This window comes from Aeromonas hydrophila subsp. hydrophila ATCC 7966, from assembly GCF_000014805.1.
GTDB classification, from domain to species: Bacteria; Pseudomonadota; Gammaproteobacteria; order Enterobacterales; family Aeromonadaceae; genus Aeromonas; species Aeromonas hydrophila.
Genome location: NC_008570.1, coordinates 2,542,621 through 2,557,549, shown reverse-complemented (window position 1 = coordinate 2,557,549; position 14,929 = coordinate 2,542,621). Strand labels below are relative to the sequence as shown.

The following is a 14,929-nucleotide window of genomic DNA, read 5'->3' as shown; positions in this document are numbered from 1 at the left end:
GCCTTGCGCTTTTATTGCAGGTATTGCAGGTGAATGTCAGGGGCGGGGGGCGCAGGAGTCCCTGATCACCAGATCAGGGTCGACGGTGATCAGATGATCCGCCACCGCCTCGCCATTGATGCGCGCCAGCAGCCGGGTGACGGCGAGGCGGCCCAGCTCCTCTTTCGGCTGATTGACGGTGGTGAGCGGCGGCGACATGAATTCGGCCAGTGCCACGTTGTCATAGCCGACGATGGAGAGATCGCGCGGGATCACCAGCCCCGCCTGATGAGCGGCGCTGATGGCTCCCATTGCCATCATGTCGTTGCAGACAAACAGTGCGCTGGGGCGCTCGGGCAGCGCCAGCAGGCGGGTCATCGCCTGATGACCGCTGGCGCAGTCGAAGTCACCCTCCTGAACCCACTGTGGGTTGACGGTGAGCCCGGCTTCCTGCATCGCCTGCTCAAAGCCTGCCTGACGCTGGTTGGCTGGGGCGCGGCTGTGGGGGCCTGTGATGCAGCCGATGGCGGTGTGACCCAGCCCCAGCAGGTGGCGGGTCGCCAGGTAGCCGCCGCGATGGGAGTTGTCGGCGATGAGGTCCACGTCGGCGCTCTCCATCCCCCAGTCCATCACCACCACCGGCAGGCTCTTGAGCCAGTCGAGCTGGTTGAACACCTCCTGCTGCCCCTCGCTGCACATGATGAGCAGGCCGTCGACCCGCTTGCGCAGCATCATCTTGAGGTAGGAGAGTGCCGTCTCGGCTTGGCCCTCGGTGTTGCCCAGCATCAGGTTGTAGCCCTGCTCGAAGCAGTAACGCTCCACCCCGCGCACCACCTCGGCAAAGAAGGGGTTGCTGGAGGTGGTGACCAGCATGCCGATACTGTTGGTCTCCTTCACCTTGAGGCTACGGGCCACCAGACTCGGGGCATAGTTGAGATCGCGCATCGCGGCGAAGACCCGCTCGCGGGTCTCCTCGGCGACGAAACGGGTCTCGTTGATGACGTGGGAGACGGTGGTGGTCGACACCCCCGCCAGCGCCGCCACCTCCTTGATATTGGCCATCAGTGCCCCTGCGCAGTCTGCTCAAGCAGGAAGGCGTCGACCTCCTGCTTGCTCGGGATGGAGCTCTGGGCACCAAACCGGGTGACGGAGAGCGCCGCGGCGCCGTGGGCAAAGCGCACGGCCGCGTCAAAGTCGGCGCCGGCGAGCTCGGCCGCCAGCAGGGCGCCGTTGAAGGTATCGCCCGCGGCAGTGGTGTCCACTGCTTTCACCCGAAAACCCGGGATGAGCGCTTGTTGCTGCCCCTTGCTGCAATAGACTCCTTGCGAGCCCAGGGTGATCATCACCTCCCCGATACCCATCTGGTGGAAGCGGGCAGCCGCCTCGGCTGCGCTCGCCTCGTCGGTGACCTTGACGCCGGTCAACAGCTCGGCTTCAGTCTGGTTGGGGGTGATGAGGTCGACCAGTGCCAGCAGTTCGCTTGAGAGCGGGCGAGCGGGGGCGGGGTTGAGCACCACCCGGGTGCCGTGGGCTCGGGCCAGCCGGGCGGCTTCCTGCACGCTCTCCAGCGGCACTTCCAGCTGCAGCAGCAGGGTGTGGGCGGCGGCGATCATCGTCTGGTGGCTTTTCACTACGGCCGGGGTGAGGGCGCCGTTGGCTTCGGCGGAGATGCCGATGCTGTTCTCCCCCTCATCGCTCACATAAATGATGGCAATGCCGGTCGGGAGTTTGGGGTCGAGCTCGACGGCGCTCACGTCGATACCGTCTTTGGCAAAACCGGTCTTCATCTGGTGGCCGATGGCGTCATCGCCGATGCGGGCGATAAAGGAGACTTCAGCACCTAACCGAGCGGCGGCCACCGCCTGGTTGGCGCCCTTGCCACCGGGTACAACTTGATAGCTGTGGCCGGTCAGGGTTTCACCCGGGCGAGGAAAGTGGGGAACGCGCAGCACGTGGTCTGCATTGACACTGCCCAGAACGACGAGACGATTCATGTTGAGTACTCCTGATGCATCTTGGCATGGACACGAAAGCCGGATCCAGGCCGGGAGGCACCGTCAACCTTGAGTGAAAAGGGGGAGGCGAACCTCCCCCCGTCAACTTACTTGCTGACCACTTGCAGCGGAACCGGGATGGATTTTTCCACCGGCTGGCCCTTGAGCACTTTGTCGGCGGTTTCCACGCCGATGGCGCCGATCAGCGCGGGCTGTTGGGCCACGGTGGCGGCCAGTTTACCCTTGGCCACGGCGGCCTTGCCATCGTCGGTGCCGTCGAAGCCGACGATCATCACCTCTTTGCCGGCGGCCTGCACGGCGCGGATGGCTCCCAGCGCCATCTCGTCGTTCTGGGCGAACACCGCCTGCACGCTCGGGTGAGCGGCCAGCAGGTTCTCCATGACGTTCAGACCCTTGGTGCGGTCAAAGTCGGCGGGCTGGGAGGCCAGCACTTCCAGCTTGTTGGCGGCCACGGCCAGGGCAAAGCCTTCGCCGCGGTCACGGGCGGCGGAGGTACCGGCGATCCCTTCCAGCTGGATCACCTTGGCACCGGCACCCAGCTTCTGGGTGATGAAATCGCCGGCCAGTTTGCCACCTGCCACGTTGTCGGAGGCGATGTGGGCCTTGACGTCACCCTGCGCCGCGCCGCGGTCCAGGGTCAGCACCGGAATGTTGGCCTTGTTGGCCAGCCGGATGGCATTGCCCACCGCTTCGGAATCGGTCGGGTTGATCAGGATGGCGTTGACCTTGCGCACGGTGAGATCTTCCATGTTGGAGAGCTCCTTGGCCGGGTCATTCTGGGAGTCCAGCACCACCAGCTCGTAGCCAAGCTCCTTGGCCTTGGCTTCGGCCCCTTCCTTCATGGTGACGAAGAAGGGGTTGTTGAGGGTGGAGACCACCATGGCCAGGGTGTGATCGGCGGCCTGGGCGGTGCCCAGCACGGACATGATGGCGGCAGCGAGCAGGGTATTGAGCTTTTTCATCATTTCATTCCTTGTGTGTGCTTACTTGCTTTTGTTATCGATCATCACGGCGAGCAAAATCACGCTGGCCTTGGCGATCATCTGGTAATAGGACGATACGTCGAGCAGGTTGAGGGCATTGTTGAGGAAGCCGATGATGAGCGCCCCGATCAGGGTACCCATGATGCGGCCCTTACCTCCCATCAGGCTGGTGCCACCCAGCACCACGGCGGCGATGGCATCCAGCTCGTAACCCATGCCGGCGGTCGGCTGGGCGGAGGAGAGGCGGGAAGTGACGATGAGCCCGGCCAGTGCCGACAGCATGCCGCACAGACCATACACCGCGAGCTTCACCCGGTCCACATTGATGCCGGAGAGGCGGGTGGCCGATTCGTTGCCGCCGAGGGCATAGATGTAGCGACCCAGGCGGGTGTGGTTGAGCATGAACCAGGCCAGCAGGAAGACGATGGCCATCAGCCAGATGGGTACCGGCAGACCGAACAGGTAACCGGTACCCAGCCAGGCGAAGTGATCGGCGCCGTCACTGAAACCGGTGGAGATGGGGCGCCCCTCGGTATAGACCATGGTAACGCCGCGCAGGGCGGTCATGGTGACCAGGGTGGCGATGAAGGCCTGTACCTTGCCCTTGGCAATGATGAGGCCGCTGATGCCGCCAAGCAGGGCGCCGGCCCCCAGGGTGAGGGGGATCACCAGGGCGATGGGCAGCTCCATGGCGACCATGGTGGCGGCCAGGGCGCCGCACAGGGCCAGCACCGAGCCGACCGACAGATCGATGCCGGCGGTGAGGATGACCAGCGTCATGCCGACCGCCATGATGGCGTTGACCGAGGTCTGGCGCAGGATGTTGAGCAGGTTGTCGGCGGTGAAGAAGTTGGGGCTCAGGAAGGAGACCACACCGATCAGCACCAGCAGCGCGACCAGGGATTTGTTCTCGATCCACCAGGCCTTGCTCATGACGCCGCGGCGGGAAAGGGTTTGGGTTGTCATTGTGCTGCCTCTTGCTCTGCTTGCCACTGTTTGCCGACTGCCGCTGCCATCAGCTTCTCCTGATTGGCATCGCGGGTGTTGAATTCTGCGCTGATGCGCCCTTCGTGCATCACCATGATGCGATCACTCATGCCGAGCACTTCCGGCATTTCGGAGGAGACCAGGATGATGCTCATCCCCTCCTTCTTGAACTGGTTGATGAGCTGATAGATCTCCTTCTTGGCGCCGACATCGACGCCGCGGGTCGGCTCGTCCAGGATCAGCACCTTGGGCCTTGTCAGCAGTCCCTTGGCGATGGCCACCTTCTGCTGGTTGCCGCCGGAGAGCAGCTTGATCAGCTGATCCTGACTCGGGGTCTTGATGTTGAACAGGCGCACATAGTCGCCCACCGCCTGGCGCTCGGCCTGGCCGTCAATCTTGCCGTGGCTGATGAACTCGCCAAGGGCGCACAGGCTCATGTTTTCGCGCACCGACAGCTCCAGCACCAGGCCGTCGCCCTTGCGATCCTCGGAGATGTAGGCGATGCCGGCGGCCAGGCCATCGGCCGGGCTCTTGGGGACCAGAGCATGGCCATCCACGGTAATGTCACCGGCGCTGATGGGGCTGGCACCGTAGATGAGCTTCATCAGCTCGGTACGGCCGGAGCCCATCAGGCCGCTGAAGCCCAGAATTTCACCCTGACGCAGGGAGAAGCTCACCCCGCGCACGCCGGGGCCGGCCAGATCCTTGACCTGCAGGCTGACCGGGCCGAGCTCGCGGGCGAGGCGCGGGTACTGCTCTTCCAGCCGGCGACCCACCATCATCTCGATGATCCTGTCTTCGTCGAGCTCGCTCACCGCCTGTTCGCCTATCCACTTGCCATCGCGCAGCACGGTGACCCGATCACAGATTTCGAAGATCTCCTTCAAGCGATGGGAGATGTAGACGATGCCGCAGCCCTGCTCACGCAACTCGCGGATGACCACGAACAGCTGCTCGGTTTCGGTGTCGGTGAGGGCATCGGTGGGTTCGTCCATGATGATGACGCTGGCATCGAACGACAGCGCCTTGGCGATCTCCACCATCTGCTGTTCACCGATGGATAGATCCCCGAGCCGGGTATCCGGGCCGTGTTTGACGCCAAGCCGTGCCAGCAGACCGCTGGCCCGTTCGCGCAGTTGTTTGTGGTCGATGCTGCCAAAACGGGTACGAGGTTCGCGGCCGAGGAAGATGTTGGCGGCGATCGACAACTCCGGCAGCAGGTTCAGCTCCTGGTGGATGATGCTGATCCCCTGATCCTGGGAGTCGCGGGGGCCCTTGAAGTGAACCGGCTGGCCGCGATAGCTGATGTTGCCCGCATCGGCCTGGTAGATGCCGGTCAGCACCTTCATCAGGGTCGATTTGCCGGCGCCGTTTTCGCCGAGCAGGGCCATCACCTGACCCGGATAGACCTTGAGGCCCGCCTCATCGAGGGCGCGTACCCCGGGGAAGGTCTTGACGATCCCGGAAAGCGCTAGAATGGGCGAGGGGAGCATATTGGCGTTGCTCATAGCTGCTTCCTTGGGAATTTAAAACGCCACGCCGGCGCAGAGAATGAGGTTGGCGTAGGGGGTCACCTCGCCGCTGCGCACGATGGCCTTGCTCTGGTGGGAGCGAGCCTTGAATGCTTCGTGCAGGCAGTACTCGATGGTGATGGGCTTGCCCTGAGCGGCGGCGTGCGCCTCCAACTGATCCACCAGCGCCTGATGGGCGGCGGGGCTAATCTGCTTGATCTCGCTTGCCATGATCACCTTCTCCACCACCAGGTCGGTGAGCAGGGCGGTCAGCACGGTTTCAAGGCTCGGCGTCCCTGCCATCAGCGCCAGATCGATGCGCTCAGGGCCGGCCGGAATGGGCAGGCCCGCATCGCAGACGGTGATCTCGTCGGTGTGCCCCATCCGTGCCACCAGGGCACTCAGGGGAGCATTGAGCAGTACGCCTCGTTTCATACAGCACCTCGGCAGGCTATGCCCGCATATCTGATGTTAGCTAGGCAACCGGTTACGCAACCGGTTGCGTCATGAGGTGGAAGATAGGCGCTCAGGCGGTTTTGATCCACCAAGAGATGGCAGAAATGTGAAAACGATCTCAATGGCGAGGGGGAAGCGGGGAAAAACAGGTGCCAGAAGAGCACTGGCACCCGCAACGAGCGGACTAGAGGGCGAGCCCTTGCTGCACGCCTGGGCGTGCCAGCATGCGCCGATAGTGATCCGCTACCTTGGGAAATTCGCTGATGGCCACCCCGTCGCCCTCGAGCCAGCTCGCCACCACGAACAGGTAGATGTCGGTCAGGCTGAAGCGCTCCCCCAGCACCCAGGGGCCGGCCAGATAATGGCGTTCAATCTCGGCGAAGCCCTCGCGCATGTTGTGCGGCACCTTGGCCTGCATGGCGGCAATGGCCTGCGGGTCATCAGCCCAGCGGCTGCCGCGCCGGCCGTGGGCATGGGCGACGTGCACGGTGGCGGCGAGAAAGCCGTGCACCTCCTGCATACGGGCCAGCAGAAAGGGGTCGTCCAGCGGCGCCAGCCCGGCATCGGGAAAACGCTGTGCCACATAGAGCAGCAAGGCCGGCGTCTCGGTGAGCACGCCGCGTTCGGTCACCAGCGCCGGCACTCGGCCTTTGGGGTTGATGGCGAGATAGGCAGGGGAGCGCTGCTCGCCGGCCGCCAGATCCATCTGCTTGATCCGGTGAGGGGCACCGGCTTCGGTGAGGGCGATACGCACGGCCATGGCGCAGGTACCGGGCGCAAGATAGAGGGTCAAATCAGACATGAACATCTCCTTGTGAAGCGCGTGCTCCCTGTGATCCCGGGTAGGGCGGGGCGCGCAGAAAAATCCGTACTGTCGCCTGGCATCCTACGCCCCTGATTGCCGTCGGCCAAGGAGGGGATCCTGGCCTGGACTATGGGGGCTGATGAAATCAAAGGCTTTTTGAGCGCAGACGCGCGGGAAAAACGGCTACGCATGCCGGGTCAAATCGCTATAATGTGCTCCCTGAATAGCAGTTTTTCGGATGTTGGATAGTCAATTGAGTAACAAAATGCGGATAGGTGGTTCCCTCGAACAGTCCCTGAGCCAGGGATATCGTCTCGACCTCAAGGGGGTATTGCAGGAGAGCTGGCAACAGACGCGGCGCACCGGATTCGGCCTGCTGCTGGCCATCGTCGGGGTGACGGCCATCTGGATGCTGCTGAGCAACACCCTGCTCGCCCCCTATGTCAATCAGGAAGGGGGGATGGACGTGGCCCTGGTGCTGAGCCTGCTCATCACCATCATCATGTCGCCGATGACCTCCTCCCTCGACATGCTGGGGTTGCAGCAGTCGGTGGGGGTCCGTGCCCGGCCAAGCCAGGTATTCGACTTCTTTCGCCACTTCCTGCGCCTTGGCAGCCTGAGCCTGCTCGGCAGCCTCATCACCAGCCTGTTCGGTCCACTGTTCGAACTGCTGGGTCTGCCGGTGATGCTGGCCTTCATTCCGTCGGCCCTGATCGGCATGGGGCTGGTGTTTACCGTGCCGCTGGTGCTGGAGCGCGGCCTGTCGCCGGTGCAGGCGATCCTGGTCTCCCTGCGTCTGTTTGCCCGCGGCTGGCCCAGCATAGTGCTGCTGCACGGGGTCATGATGGCGCTGTTCTTCCTGGCGCTGATCCCCATGGGGCTGGGACTTATCTGGGTGGCACCGCTCTATTTCAACTGCAAGGGGATCCTCTATCGGGATCTGTGCGGGGTGGCGGTCGAAGTGACCGAGGTGAGCCAGGGCCCCGATCATTTCAACGCCTGACGGTATCCAGGGCGTCAGACAACAGCAACAGATAGCGGCGCGTGCAGATGCGTGATGCAAAAGGATGGCATATGAACAATCGATACGGGATGGCGGCCGCGCTGCTGATGGCGCCCATGCTGGCAGTGGCGCAGCCCTCCCTTGAGCTGCAGTACGGCACCTTTTACAGCCAGATGAAGACCTTCGCCAAAGGGGAGTTTGGTCACGCCAGGCTGGGTTTTTATCTGACCGATCAACAAAATGGCCGGCGCTGCCTGCTCACCTCGGCCCGGGTCTCGACCCTGGATCGGGACGTGGCGGCCGAGGTGACCGTTGACAGCGAATTGCGGCTGCCCTATGACGATGACTTGAATCTCGACAAGGCGACCGTAGTGGTAGGGCTCACCGAGCCCCATGAGGCCTGCGATCTGTCGGTACAGGTGATGGCGGATGTGCCGCCGCCGGCAGACAGTCGGTGGGAGCTCAAGGTGAGTGAGCTGACGGGGCGCCAGCACGACATGCAGAGCCTGCTGGAGAAGCTGGCCGGCATGGTCGGCAAATATTTCCTGCCCGAGATGACGGGGGTGAGGGTCAGTCTGGTGCAGCCAAGCGGTACCGCCTACCTCATCGACGGTGCTCGCCAGCTGCCGCTGCCCTGGCAGGAGGGACAACTGCTGCTGAGCAACGCCCAGCTGGCGGAGTTTGCCGAGGGCAAGCTGCAGCTGCAGGGGGAGATCCTGCGGCTGACGCCCTGGCTGCACAAGGGCTAGCCCATCTTGAGCCGCCACTGAGGGTGGTCGGCATAAAAATAAAAAAGGAGCGCCAGGCGCTCCTTTTTCATGGTTGAGGTGGGCTTAGCGCACCTCAATCACGTCCAGCATGTCCATTTCGTCGATGTCCAGCAGCGGCGCCTTGGGCAGCTCGGGCGGATCAAACGCCTTGTCGCCGCCGTCGATGATGCCGGAGTCGCGGTTGATGCTCTTGAAGTCAAACAGCTTGTGATCGAGCAGGTGGCTCGGGATCACGTCCTGAATGGCGGTGAACATGGTCTCGAGACGACCCGGGAAGCGGCGATCCCACTCCTGCATCATCTGCTTGATCGCCTGGCGCTGCAGGTTCTCCTGGGAGCCGCACAGGTTGCACGGGATGATGGGGAATGCCTTGACCTCGGCATAGCGCACCAGGTCCTTCTCCTTGCAGTAGGCGAGCGGGCGGATCACCACATTCTTGCCATCGTCGCTCACCAGCTTGGGCGGCATGGACTTGAGCTTGCCGCCGTAGAACATGTTGAGGAACAGGGTCTCGAGGATGTCATCGCGGTGGTGGCCAAGGGCAATCTTGGTGCAGCCCAGCTCCTGGGCGGTGCGGTAGAGAATGCCGCGGCGCAGGCGGGAGCAGAGTGCGCAGGTGGTCTTGCCCTCCGGCACCTTCTCCTTGACGATGGCGTAGGTATCCTCTTCGACGATCTTGAAATCGATGCCGAGGGTGGTCAGGTATTCGGGCAGCACGTGCTCGGGGAAGCCGGGCTGCTTCTGATCCAGGTTGACCGCCACCAGATCGAAGTGGATGGGGGCGCTGGCCTTCAGGCTCATCAGAATGTCGAGCATGGCGAAGCTGTCCTTGCCGCCGGACAGGCACACCATGACCTTGTCACCCTCTTCAATCATATTGAAGTCGGCGATGGCCTGACCTACGTTGCGCCGCAGGCGCTTCTGCAGTTTGTTGAAACTGTATTTTTCTTTGGCGTTAAGCTCTTCTAGCATGACCTGAAACCCGGGACAAAAATAAGCGGCTTATTATAGCCATGTCCCGGGGGAGGGCAAGAAAGGCTTATGCGGGACGGCGGCTATCGACCGGGCAGCTGTAATCGGCGGGCTTTAGGATCAGCATGTCGCAGGCGAGGCGATCCACCACGTGCTCGGCGGTGTTGCCGAGCAGGGCGGCGGAGAGCCCGGTGCGACCGACGCACCCCATGATCATCAGGGTGGCCTGCAGCTCGCCGGCGAGATCGGGCAGCACCTCTTCGGGCAGGCCTTCTGCCACCCGGGTCCAGAGATGGCCGATGCCGTATTTGTCGGCGTGGCTCAGCAGCAGGCTCTCATGGTGTTTGCGAATGGCGTCGTTGTAGGCGTTGGGGTCAAACTCCGGCAGCTCGATGGCCACATTGACCGGGGTGCCCGGGTAGGTGTTGACCAGATACAGGTTGGAGCCGAGCAGCTCGGCGATGGCGATCCCCTCTTCGGTGATCCGCTCGTTGAGCAGCTTCTGATCCTGATCGTCGCTGGAGCAATTGATGGCGGCGATGATGTTGCCGCCCCGCTGCCAATGTCCCTCTTTCACCAGTAGCACGGGGCAGGGGCACTTGCGCAGCAGATGCCAGTCGGTGGGGGTGAAGATGAAGGTTTGCAGGAAGGAGTGGTGGTGGGTGGCCTTGACCACCAGATCGTGGCGCTGCTCCAGCACTTCCTGAATGATGCATTCGAAGGGACGGTTGTGCCAGACCACCTTGATCTCGCAATCCAGCCCTCGGGCGCGGTAGGGTTTGAGAATGTCGTCGAGCCATTCGCGGCGCTGGGCAATCACCCCGTGGCGCATCTCTTCCCGCTCATCCACCGACAGCATGGCGGTCATTTCATACGAGAAGTCGTAAATGGTGAGCAACAGGGTCAGTTGGGCGCCTTCATCCAGCTCGGCTACCTTGACCGCTCGTTCGAGGGCGATTTGCCGCTCTTCTTCCGGGTTGATGACCACCAGAATTTTTCGGTACTTGACCATGTTCTCCTCCTCCTTGGCAAAAATACCAATGATGGCAGACCTTTAGCCATTACAGCTTAGCTCAGGAGGAGAAGGGGGGACGTGTGCCGGATCAAATTTCGGGGTAAACCGATCCGGCACCATAGAGAAGAAGCTTAACCGCAGGGGGGGCGGGTTGCACCGGCCATGACGCCGAGGGCGACGTGATCCAGTACGGTAATGTACTTGCCCTTGACGCTGATGAGACCGGACTTCTGGAAGCGGCCCAGCAGGCGGCTGATGGTTTCGACGGTGAGGCCGAGGTAGTTGCCTATGTCGCCGCGGGTCATGGAGAGGCGGAACTCCTTGGCGGAGAAACCACGCTCGGAGAAGCGCACCGACAGGTTGTGCAGGAAGGCGGCGAGGCGCTCTTCGGCATTCTTCTTGGAGAGCAGCAGGATCATCTCCTGGTCGCCCATGATCTCGTTGCTCATCAGCCGCATGATCTGCTGGCGGAGCTTCGGCATCTTGCCGGAGAGATCGTCGAGCACGTCGAACGGGATCTCGCACACCATGGCGGTTTCCAGCGCCTGGGCGAAGGAGGGGTGCGCCTGCTTGTGGATGGCGTCAAAGCCAACCAGATCGCCAGCCAGGTGGAAGGCAGTGATCTGCTCGTCACCCTGCTCGGTGATGGTGTATGACTTGATGGTCCCGGAACGGATGGCGTAGAGCGATTTGAGCTCATCGCCGGCCTTGAACAACTCTTCACCCTTCTGGATCGGCTTCTTGCGCTCGATGATGCTGTCCAGCTGATCGAGCTCGTTGTCGTTCAGAGTGAAGGGAATGCAGAGCTGGCTGATGCTGCAATCCTGGCAATGAATTGCACAGCCACCGCTCTGAATACGTCTGCCAGGTTTCTTTTCCGGGATCATAGGCTCATACGAATAATTGATTTATATCAAACAAGTTTACCATCAACTCATCCGTTTTGGATAGGGTTTCAAAAGGACGCAATCCCGATCAAGAGGGTATGCAGCCCGTATGCGATGAGCAGCAGGGCCCCACCAAGGCGCAAACTGCGCAGGGTCAGCCAGTAACGCAGCCGATCCGCCAGCCCCCCCAGCGCAAACAGGGTCGGCAGGGTGCCGAGGCCGAAAAAGAGCATGATCAGAGCTCCACCGCCAGCGGATCCCGCCGCTGCGCTCCAGGTCAGCATGGAGTAGACCAGCCCGCAGGGGAGCCAGCCCCAGACCATGCCAAACGGCAGTGCCTGCCAGGCCGAGGTGAAGGGGATGAACTTGCCCGCCAGCGGCTTGAGGTGGGGCCACAACCTGGCGCCAATGCGCTCGAGCAGCAACACCCCCTGCCACCAGCCGGCGAGATAGAGCCCGAGGGCAATCATCAGGAAGGCCGCCACCAGCCGCAGGCCGGCGATGGCATGCTTGCCCGCGCCGAGTTCATTGGTGGTGGCCAGCAGCCCTCCGACCAAGGCACCGGCAATCACATAGCTCAAGATTCGGCCGAGGTTGTAGTTGAGCAGGTAACCGAGCCGACCCCAGAAGTGCTGCTTCTCGGCAGGAATGGCCATGGAGAGGGCGGCGGAGACACCGCCGCACATGCCGATGCAGTGGCCGGCACCGGCCAGCCCAACCAGCAAGGCGCCCAGCAGATCAAGGGTGGCCGTCATCTTTGTGCTCGTGCTCGGCGTGTTTGGGGGCGGGTTGCTCTTCGTCGAACAGGATATTGGAACCCTGGCGGTCGAGATCTTCAAACTGCTCGGAGCGAATGGCCCAGAAGAAGACGGCGCCGGCGATGATGACGAAGAGGATGGCGATGGGGATGAGGACGAAGATGATGTTCATGCAGCAAACCTTGCAATGAAAGGGGTCATGGTACACCACGTTGGTGGCCGCAGACCCGTCGATTCGATGGTGAAGGGAGCCTGAGCGGAGCCAGCTCCCTTCACCCTGTCTGTCCCTGTGGCCACGGTTCAGCGGTTGAGCCGCATGGAGTTGGTGACCACGATGAGGGAGCTCAGCGACATGCCCGCCGCCGCCACGTAGGGAGGCAGCCAGCCGCTCGCCGCCAGCGGCAGCACCAGCAGGTTGTAGCCGATGGACCAGGCGAAGTTCTCCTTGATGATCTTGCGGGTGCGCAGCGCCAGGGCGCGGGCATCCAGCAGGCGGGAGAGATCGTCGGCCAGCAAGATGGCGTCGGCGCTGTTCTTGGCCAGATCGGTGCCGCCGGCCATGGCGAAGGAGGCGTGGGCACCGGCCAGCACAGGGGCGTCGTTGATGCCATCTCCCACCATGATGCTGATGTCGCCGCGGGCCTCGTGCTCCTTGAGGTAGGCCAGCTTGCCATCCGGCGTGACGCCCTTGACCAGCTCATCAACCCCCAGCTCGCGGGCAACCTCGTCGGCTTGGGCCGAGCTGTCGCCGGTGAGAATGGTGGTCTTGAGGCCGGCCGCCTTGAAGGCCTGGATCAGCGCCTTCGCATCGGGGCGCAGGGTGTCGCTCAGCAGGAAACGGGCGAGCGCCCGATCCTCGTCGGCCAGATAGATGACCAGCCCGTCCGCTTGTGCTGCGTGGGTATCGCTGATGCCGAGCCAGCGGGCACTGCCGAGGCGATAGTGGCGACCGTCGATCACCCCCTCGATACCGTGTCCGATGACGGGGGTCACCTTGCTGGCCGCCAGCAGCACTGCGTCCTCTGCGGTATTGCTGCGAAAGGCGCGGGCGATGGGGTGCTCGGAATAGGCCTCCAGGGCGCGGGCAATGGCAAGGCAGCGCGTCTCGTCAAGGCTACCCAGGGCCTCCGTGCTGGTCAGGCTGATGTTGCCCGTGGTCAGGGTGCCGGTCTTGTCCATCACGATGCGGTTGGCCCGAGTCAGCACGTCCAGCACGTGGCCTCGGCGCAGCAGGATGCCGGCACGGGTCAGGCGGGCGGTGGCCGAGGTGAGCGCGGTGGGGGTGGCCAGCGACAGGGCGCAGGGGCAGGTGGCCACCAGCACCGCCAGGGTGACCCAGAAGGCCTGCTCTGGCTGATGAAAGTGCCAGAAGGTCCAGACGCCAGCGGCGATGAACAGCAGCACCAGAATGAAGTGGCGGGAGAGCACATCTGCCATCTGGGCGATGGCCGGCTTGTCGTCCAGCGCGTGATCCTGCAGCCGCATGATCTGGGCCAGGCGCGACTCTTCAATGCGATGGCTGACCCGGATTTCGAGGGGGGCGTCGGTGTTGATGGTGCCGGCATAGACGGCATCCCCCGCCTGTTTGAGCAGCGGCAGCTGTTCACCGGTCAGCATGGATTCGTTGAGGCTGGCCTGCCCAAGCAGGATGATGCCATCCGCCGGCAGGGTGGCACCCGCCAGCACCCGTACCCGGTCGCCGACCTGCAGCGTCTTGGCGGCCACCTCGTGTTCGCCATCCTCATCGAGCCGGGTGGCCATGATGGGCACCAGCCGCGCCAGGTTGGAGCTCGACTCGGAGGCCTTGCGTCTGGCCCGCAGCTCGAGGAAGCGTCCCAGCAGCAGGAAGAAGACGAACATGGTGATGGAGTCGTAATAGACCTCTCCGGTGTTGAACACGGTGGCCCACATGGAGGCGATGAAGGCGCCGATCAGCGCCAGCGATACCGACACGTCCATGGAGAGGTGTCCCTGCCTGAGGCTGCGCCAGGCGCCCACGTAGAAGGGCTGGGCCGAGTAGATCATGATGGGGGTGGAGAGCAGCAGACTTATCCACTTGAAGTAGACCATGAACTCCTCTTCGACGCTGATGAAGAGGTCCATGTAGAGCGCCACCGCGCACATCATCACCTGCATGGAGCCGAGCCCCGCCAGTGCCAGCCGGAACATGTAGCTGCGCACCTCGCGGGCGTACAGCGCTTCCTGCTGGTGAGTCTGGAAGGGGTAGGCGCGATAGCCGATCTTGGCAAAACCCTTGAGGATGTCGCTCAAAGAGAGCCGGTCCGGATCCCACTTGATGCGGGCCCGGTGGGTGGTGGTGTTGACGTTGATGTAGTGCAGCCCGGCCAGATTGCCCAGATGGCGTTCGATGAGCCAGGCACAGGCGGCGCAGGTCAAGCCTTCCACCGTCAGCTGGATCTCGCGCACCTTGTGGCTGCCGGTGGCGCTGTCGGTGACAAAATCCTGCTGCACTTCGGCCAGATCGTAGTGGGTGAGGGCGGCGAGCTCTGCGGGCACCAGCTCGCCCTTGGTGCCGGGAGCGGTGCGGTGCTCGTAGTAGCTGGCCAGGCCGCACTCCAGAATGGTTTCCGCCACCGCCTGACAACCGGGGCAGCACATGGGCTGGACTATGCCTTTTATCTCGAGGGCATAGCGGCTGCCGGCGGGCACCGGCTCACCACAGTGAAAGCAGCCGCTCATGACAGCTGGCCGCAGGCTACCCGGCCTGTCGGCAGAAACAGTGAAGCGCCGGTTGCTGCCGGCGTGTCATGGTGAACAGGACGGCTCA

General features: G+C 63.0%; 15 protein-coding genes. 2 read left to right on the top strand and 13 right to left on the bottom strand.

Annotation, left to right across the window (positions count from 1 at the left end):
• Positions 1-36: 36 nt before the first annotated feature.
• From AHA_RS11695 to AHA_RS11665, 7 genes are all read right to left on the bottom strand, one after another.
• Positions 37-1,041: a substrate-binding domain-containing protein gene (locus tag AHA_RS11695; protein ID WP_011706159.1), complete on the bottom strand. Its 1,005-nt coding sequence runs from the start codon at positions 1,039-1,041 to the stop codon at positions 37-39.
• On the bottom strand, positions 1,041-1,973 hold the full coding sequence (gene rbsK, locus AHA_RS11690) for a ribokinase (RefSeq protein ID WP_011706158.1): 933 nt from the start codon (positions 1,971-1,973) through the stop codon (positions 1,041-1,043). The genes AHA_RS11695 and rbsK overlap by 1 nt, the downstream gene beginning before the upstream one ends.
• Before the next feature lie 107 nt (positions 1,974-2,080).
• Positions 2,081-2,956 (bottom strand): ribose ABC transporter substrate-binding protein RbsB, encoded by an 876-nt coding sequence (rbsB, locus tag AHA_RS11685; RefSeq protein ID WP_010634030.1) that lies wholly within the window; start codon positions 2,954-2,956, stop codon positions 2,081-2,083.
• 21 nt (positions 2,957-2,977) lie between these two features.
• Positions 2,978-3,943, bottom strand: a complete 966-nt coding sequence (rbsC, locus tag AHA_RS11680; protein WP_011706157.1) for a ribose ABC transporter permease — start codon at positions 3,941-3,943, stop codon at positions 2,978-2,980.
• Entirely contained in the window at positions 3,940-5,472 is a 1,533-nt protein-coding gene (gene rbsA / locus AHA_RS11675; RefSeq protein ID WP_164927651.1) for a ribose ABC transporter ATP-binding protein RbsA, read from the bottom strand. Before rbsA ends, rbsC begins: the two co-directional genes overlap by 4 nt.
• Positions 5,473-5,490: 18 nt before the next feature.
• Entirely contained in the window at positions 5,491-5,910 is a 420-nt protein-coding gene (gene rbsD, locus AHA_RS11670) for a D-ribose pyranase (RefSeq protein ID WP_011706155.1), read from the bottom strand.
• Positions 5,911-6,115: 205 nt separating this feature from the next.
• A complete protein-coding gene (locus AHA_RS11665) occupies positions 6,116-6,733 on the bottom strand; it encodes a glutathione S-transferase family protein (protein ID WP_011706154.1) in 618 nt (205 codons plus the stop codon).
• Positions 6,734-7,001: 268 nt separating this feature from the next.
• Here AHA_RS11665 and AHA_RS11660 point away from each other — a divergent pair, with 268 nt between their 5' ends.
• Positions 7,002-7,739 carry a DUF2189 domain-containing protein gene (locus tag AHA_RS11660; RefSeq protein ID WP_029303065.1) on the top strand — a complete coding sequence of 246 codons (738 nt, stop codon included), beginning with the start codon at positions 7,002-7,004 and terminating at the stop codon, positions 7,737-7,739.
• A 71-nt stretch (positions 7,740-7,810) separates the two neighbouring features.
• On the top strand, positions 7,811-8,488 hold the full coding sequence (locus tag AHA_RS11655) for a DUF2987 domain-containing protein (protein ID WP_011706152.1): 678 nt from the start codon (positions 7,811-7,813) through the stop codon (positions 8,486-8,488).
• Between the two features lie 84 nt (positions 8,489-8,572).
• Here the strand turns inward: AHA_RS11655 and ttcA are convergent, their stop codons facing one another.
• The 6 genes from ttcA to AHA_RS11625 all read right to left on the bottom strand — a co-directional run bounded on the left by ttcA (position 8,573) and on the right by AHA_RS11625 (position 14,841).
• Positions 8,573-9,481 carry a tRNA 2-thiocytidine(32) synthetase TtcA gene (ttcA, locus tag AHA_RS11650; protein ID WP_011706151.1) on the bottom strand — a complete coding sequence of 303 codons (909 nt, stop codon included), beginning with the start codon at positions 9,479-9,481 and terminating at the stop codon, positions 8,573-8,575.
• A gap of 67 nt (positions 9,482-9,548) precedes the next feature.
• Positions 9,549-10,493 carry a universal stress protein UspE gene (gene uspE, locus AHA_RS11645; RefSeq protein ID WP_005300766.1) on the bottom strand — a complete coding sequence of 315 codons (945 nt, stop codon included), beginning with the start codon at positions 10,491-10,493 and terminating at the stop codon, positions 9,549-9,551.
• A 134-nt stretch (positions 10,494-10,627) separates the two neighbouring features.
• Complete coding sequence (locus AHA_RS11640) at positions 10,628-11,383, bottom strand: FNR family transcription factor (protein ID WP_005300768.1); 756 nt, start codon at positions 11,381-11,383, stop codon at positions 10,628-10,630.
• Between the two features lie 68 nt (positions 11,384-11,451).
• A complete protein-coding gene (locus AHA_RS11635) occupies positions 11,452-12,138 on the bottom strand; it encodes a sulfite exporter TauE/SafE family protein (RefSeq protein WP_011706150.1) in 687 nt (228 codons plus the stop codon).
• A complete protein-coding gene (gene ccoS / locus AHA_RS11630) occupies positions 12,122-12,313 on the bottom strand; it encodes a cbb3-type cytochrome oxidase assembly protein CcoS (protein ID WP_005300771.1) in 192 nt (63 codons plus the stop codon). Before ccoS ends, AHA_RS11635 begins: the two co-directional genes overlap by 17 nt.
• Before the next feature lie 128 nt (positions 12,314-12,441).
• The gene (locus AHA_RS11625; RefSeq protein ID WP_011706149.1) at positions 12,442-14,841 is read right to left on the bottom strand and encodes a heavy metal translocating P-type ATPase; all 2,400 of its coding nucleotides are present in this window, start codon (positions 14,839-14,841) and stop codon (positions 12,442-12,444) included.
• Positions 14,842-14,929 lie beyond the last annotated feature (88 nt).

Bases quoted from the DNA above. Each gene is read 5' to 3' on its own strand.
- AHA_RS11695 (WP_011706159.1), bottom strand. From the start codon at position 1,041: ATGGCCAATATCAAGGAGGTGGCGGCGCTGGCGGGGGTGTCGACCACC.
- rbsK (WP_011706158.1), bottom strand. From the start codon at position 1,973: ATGAATCGTCTCGTCGTTCTGGGCAGTGTCAATGCAGACCACGTGCTG.
- rbsB (WP_010634030.1), bottom strand. From the start codon at position 2,956: ATGAAAAAGCTCAATACCCTGCTCGCTGCCGCCATCATGTCCGTGCTG.
- rbsC (WP_011706157.1), bottom strand. From the start codon at position 3,943: ATGACAACCCAAACCCTTTCCCGCCGCGGCGTCATGAGCAAGGCCTGG.
- rbsA (WP_164927651.1), bottom strand. From the start codon at position 5,472: ATGAGCAACGCCAATATGCTCCCCTCGCCCATTCTAGCGCTTTCCGGG.
- rbsD (WP_011706155.1), bottom strand. From the start codon at position 5,910: ATGAAACGAGGCGTACTGCTCAATGCTCCCCTGAGTGCCCTGGTGGCA.
- AHA_RS11665 (WP_011706154.1), bottom strand. From the start codon at position 6,733: ATGTCTGATTTGACCCTCTATCTTGCGCCCGGTACCTGCGCCATGGCC.
- AHA_RS11660 (WP_029303065.1), top strand. From the start codon at position 7,002: ATGCGGATAGGTGGTTCCCTCGAACAGTCCCTGAGCCAGGGATATCGT.
- AHA_RS11655 (WP_011706152.1), top strand. From the start codon at position 7,811: ATGAACAATCGATACGGGATGGCGGCCGCGCTGCTGATGGCGCCCATG.
- ttcA (WP_011706151.1), bottom strand. From the start codon at position 9,481: ATGCTAGAAGAGCTTAACGCCAAAGAAAAATACAGTTTCAACAAACTG.
- uspE (WP_005300766.1), bottom strand. From the start codon at position 10,493: ATGGTCAAGTACCGAAAAATTCTGGTGGTCATCAACCCGGAAGAAGAG.
- AHA_RS11640 (WP_005300768.1), bottom strand. From the start codon at position 11,383: ATGATCCCGGAAAAGAAACCTGGCAGACGTATTCAGAGCGGTGGCTGT.
- AHA_RS11635 (WP_011706150.1), bottom strand. From the start codon at position 12,138: ATGACGGCCACCCTTGATCTGCTGGGCGCCTTGCTGGTTGGGCTGGCC.
- ccoS (WP_005300771.1), bottom strand. From the start codon at position 12,313: ATGAACATCATCTTCGTCCTCATCCCCATCGCCATCCTCTTCGTCATC.
- AHA_RS11625 (WP_011706149.1), bottom strand. From the start codon at position 14,841: ATGAGCGGCTGCTTTCACTGTGGTGAGCCGGTGCCCGCCGGCAGCCGC.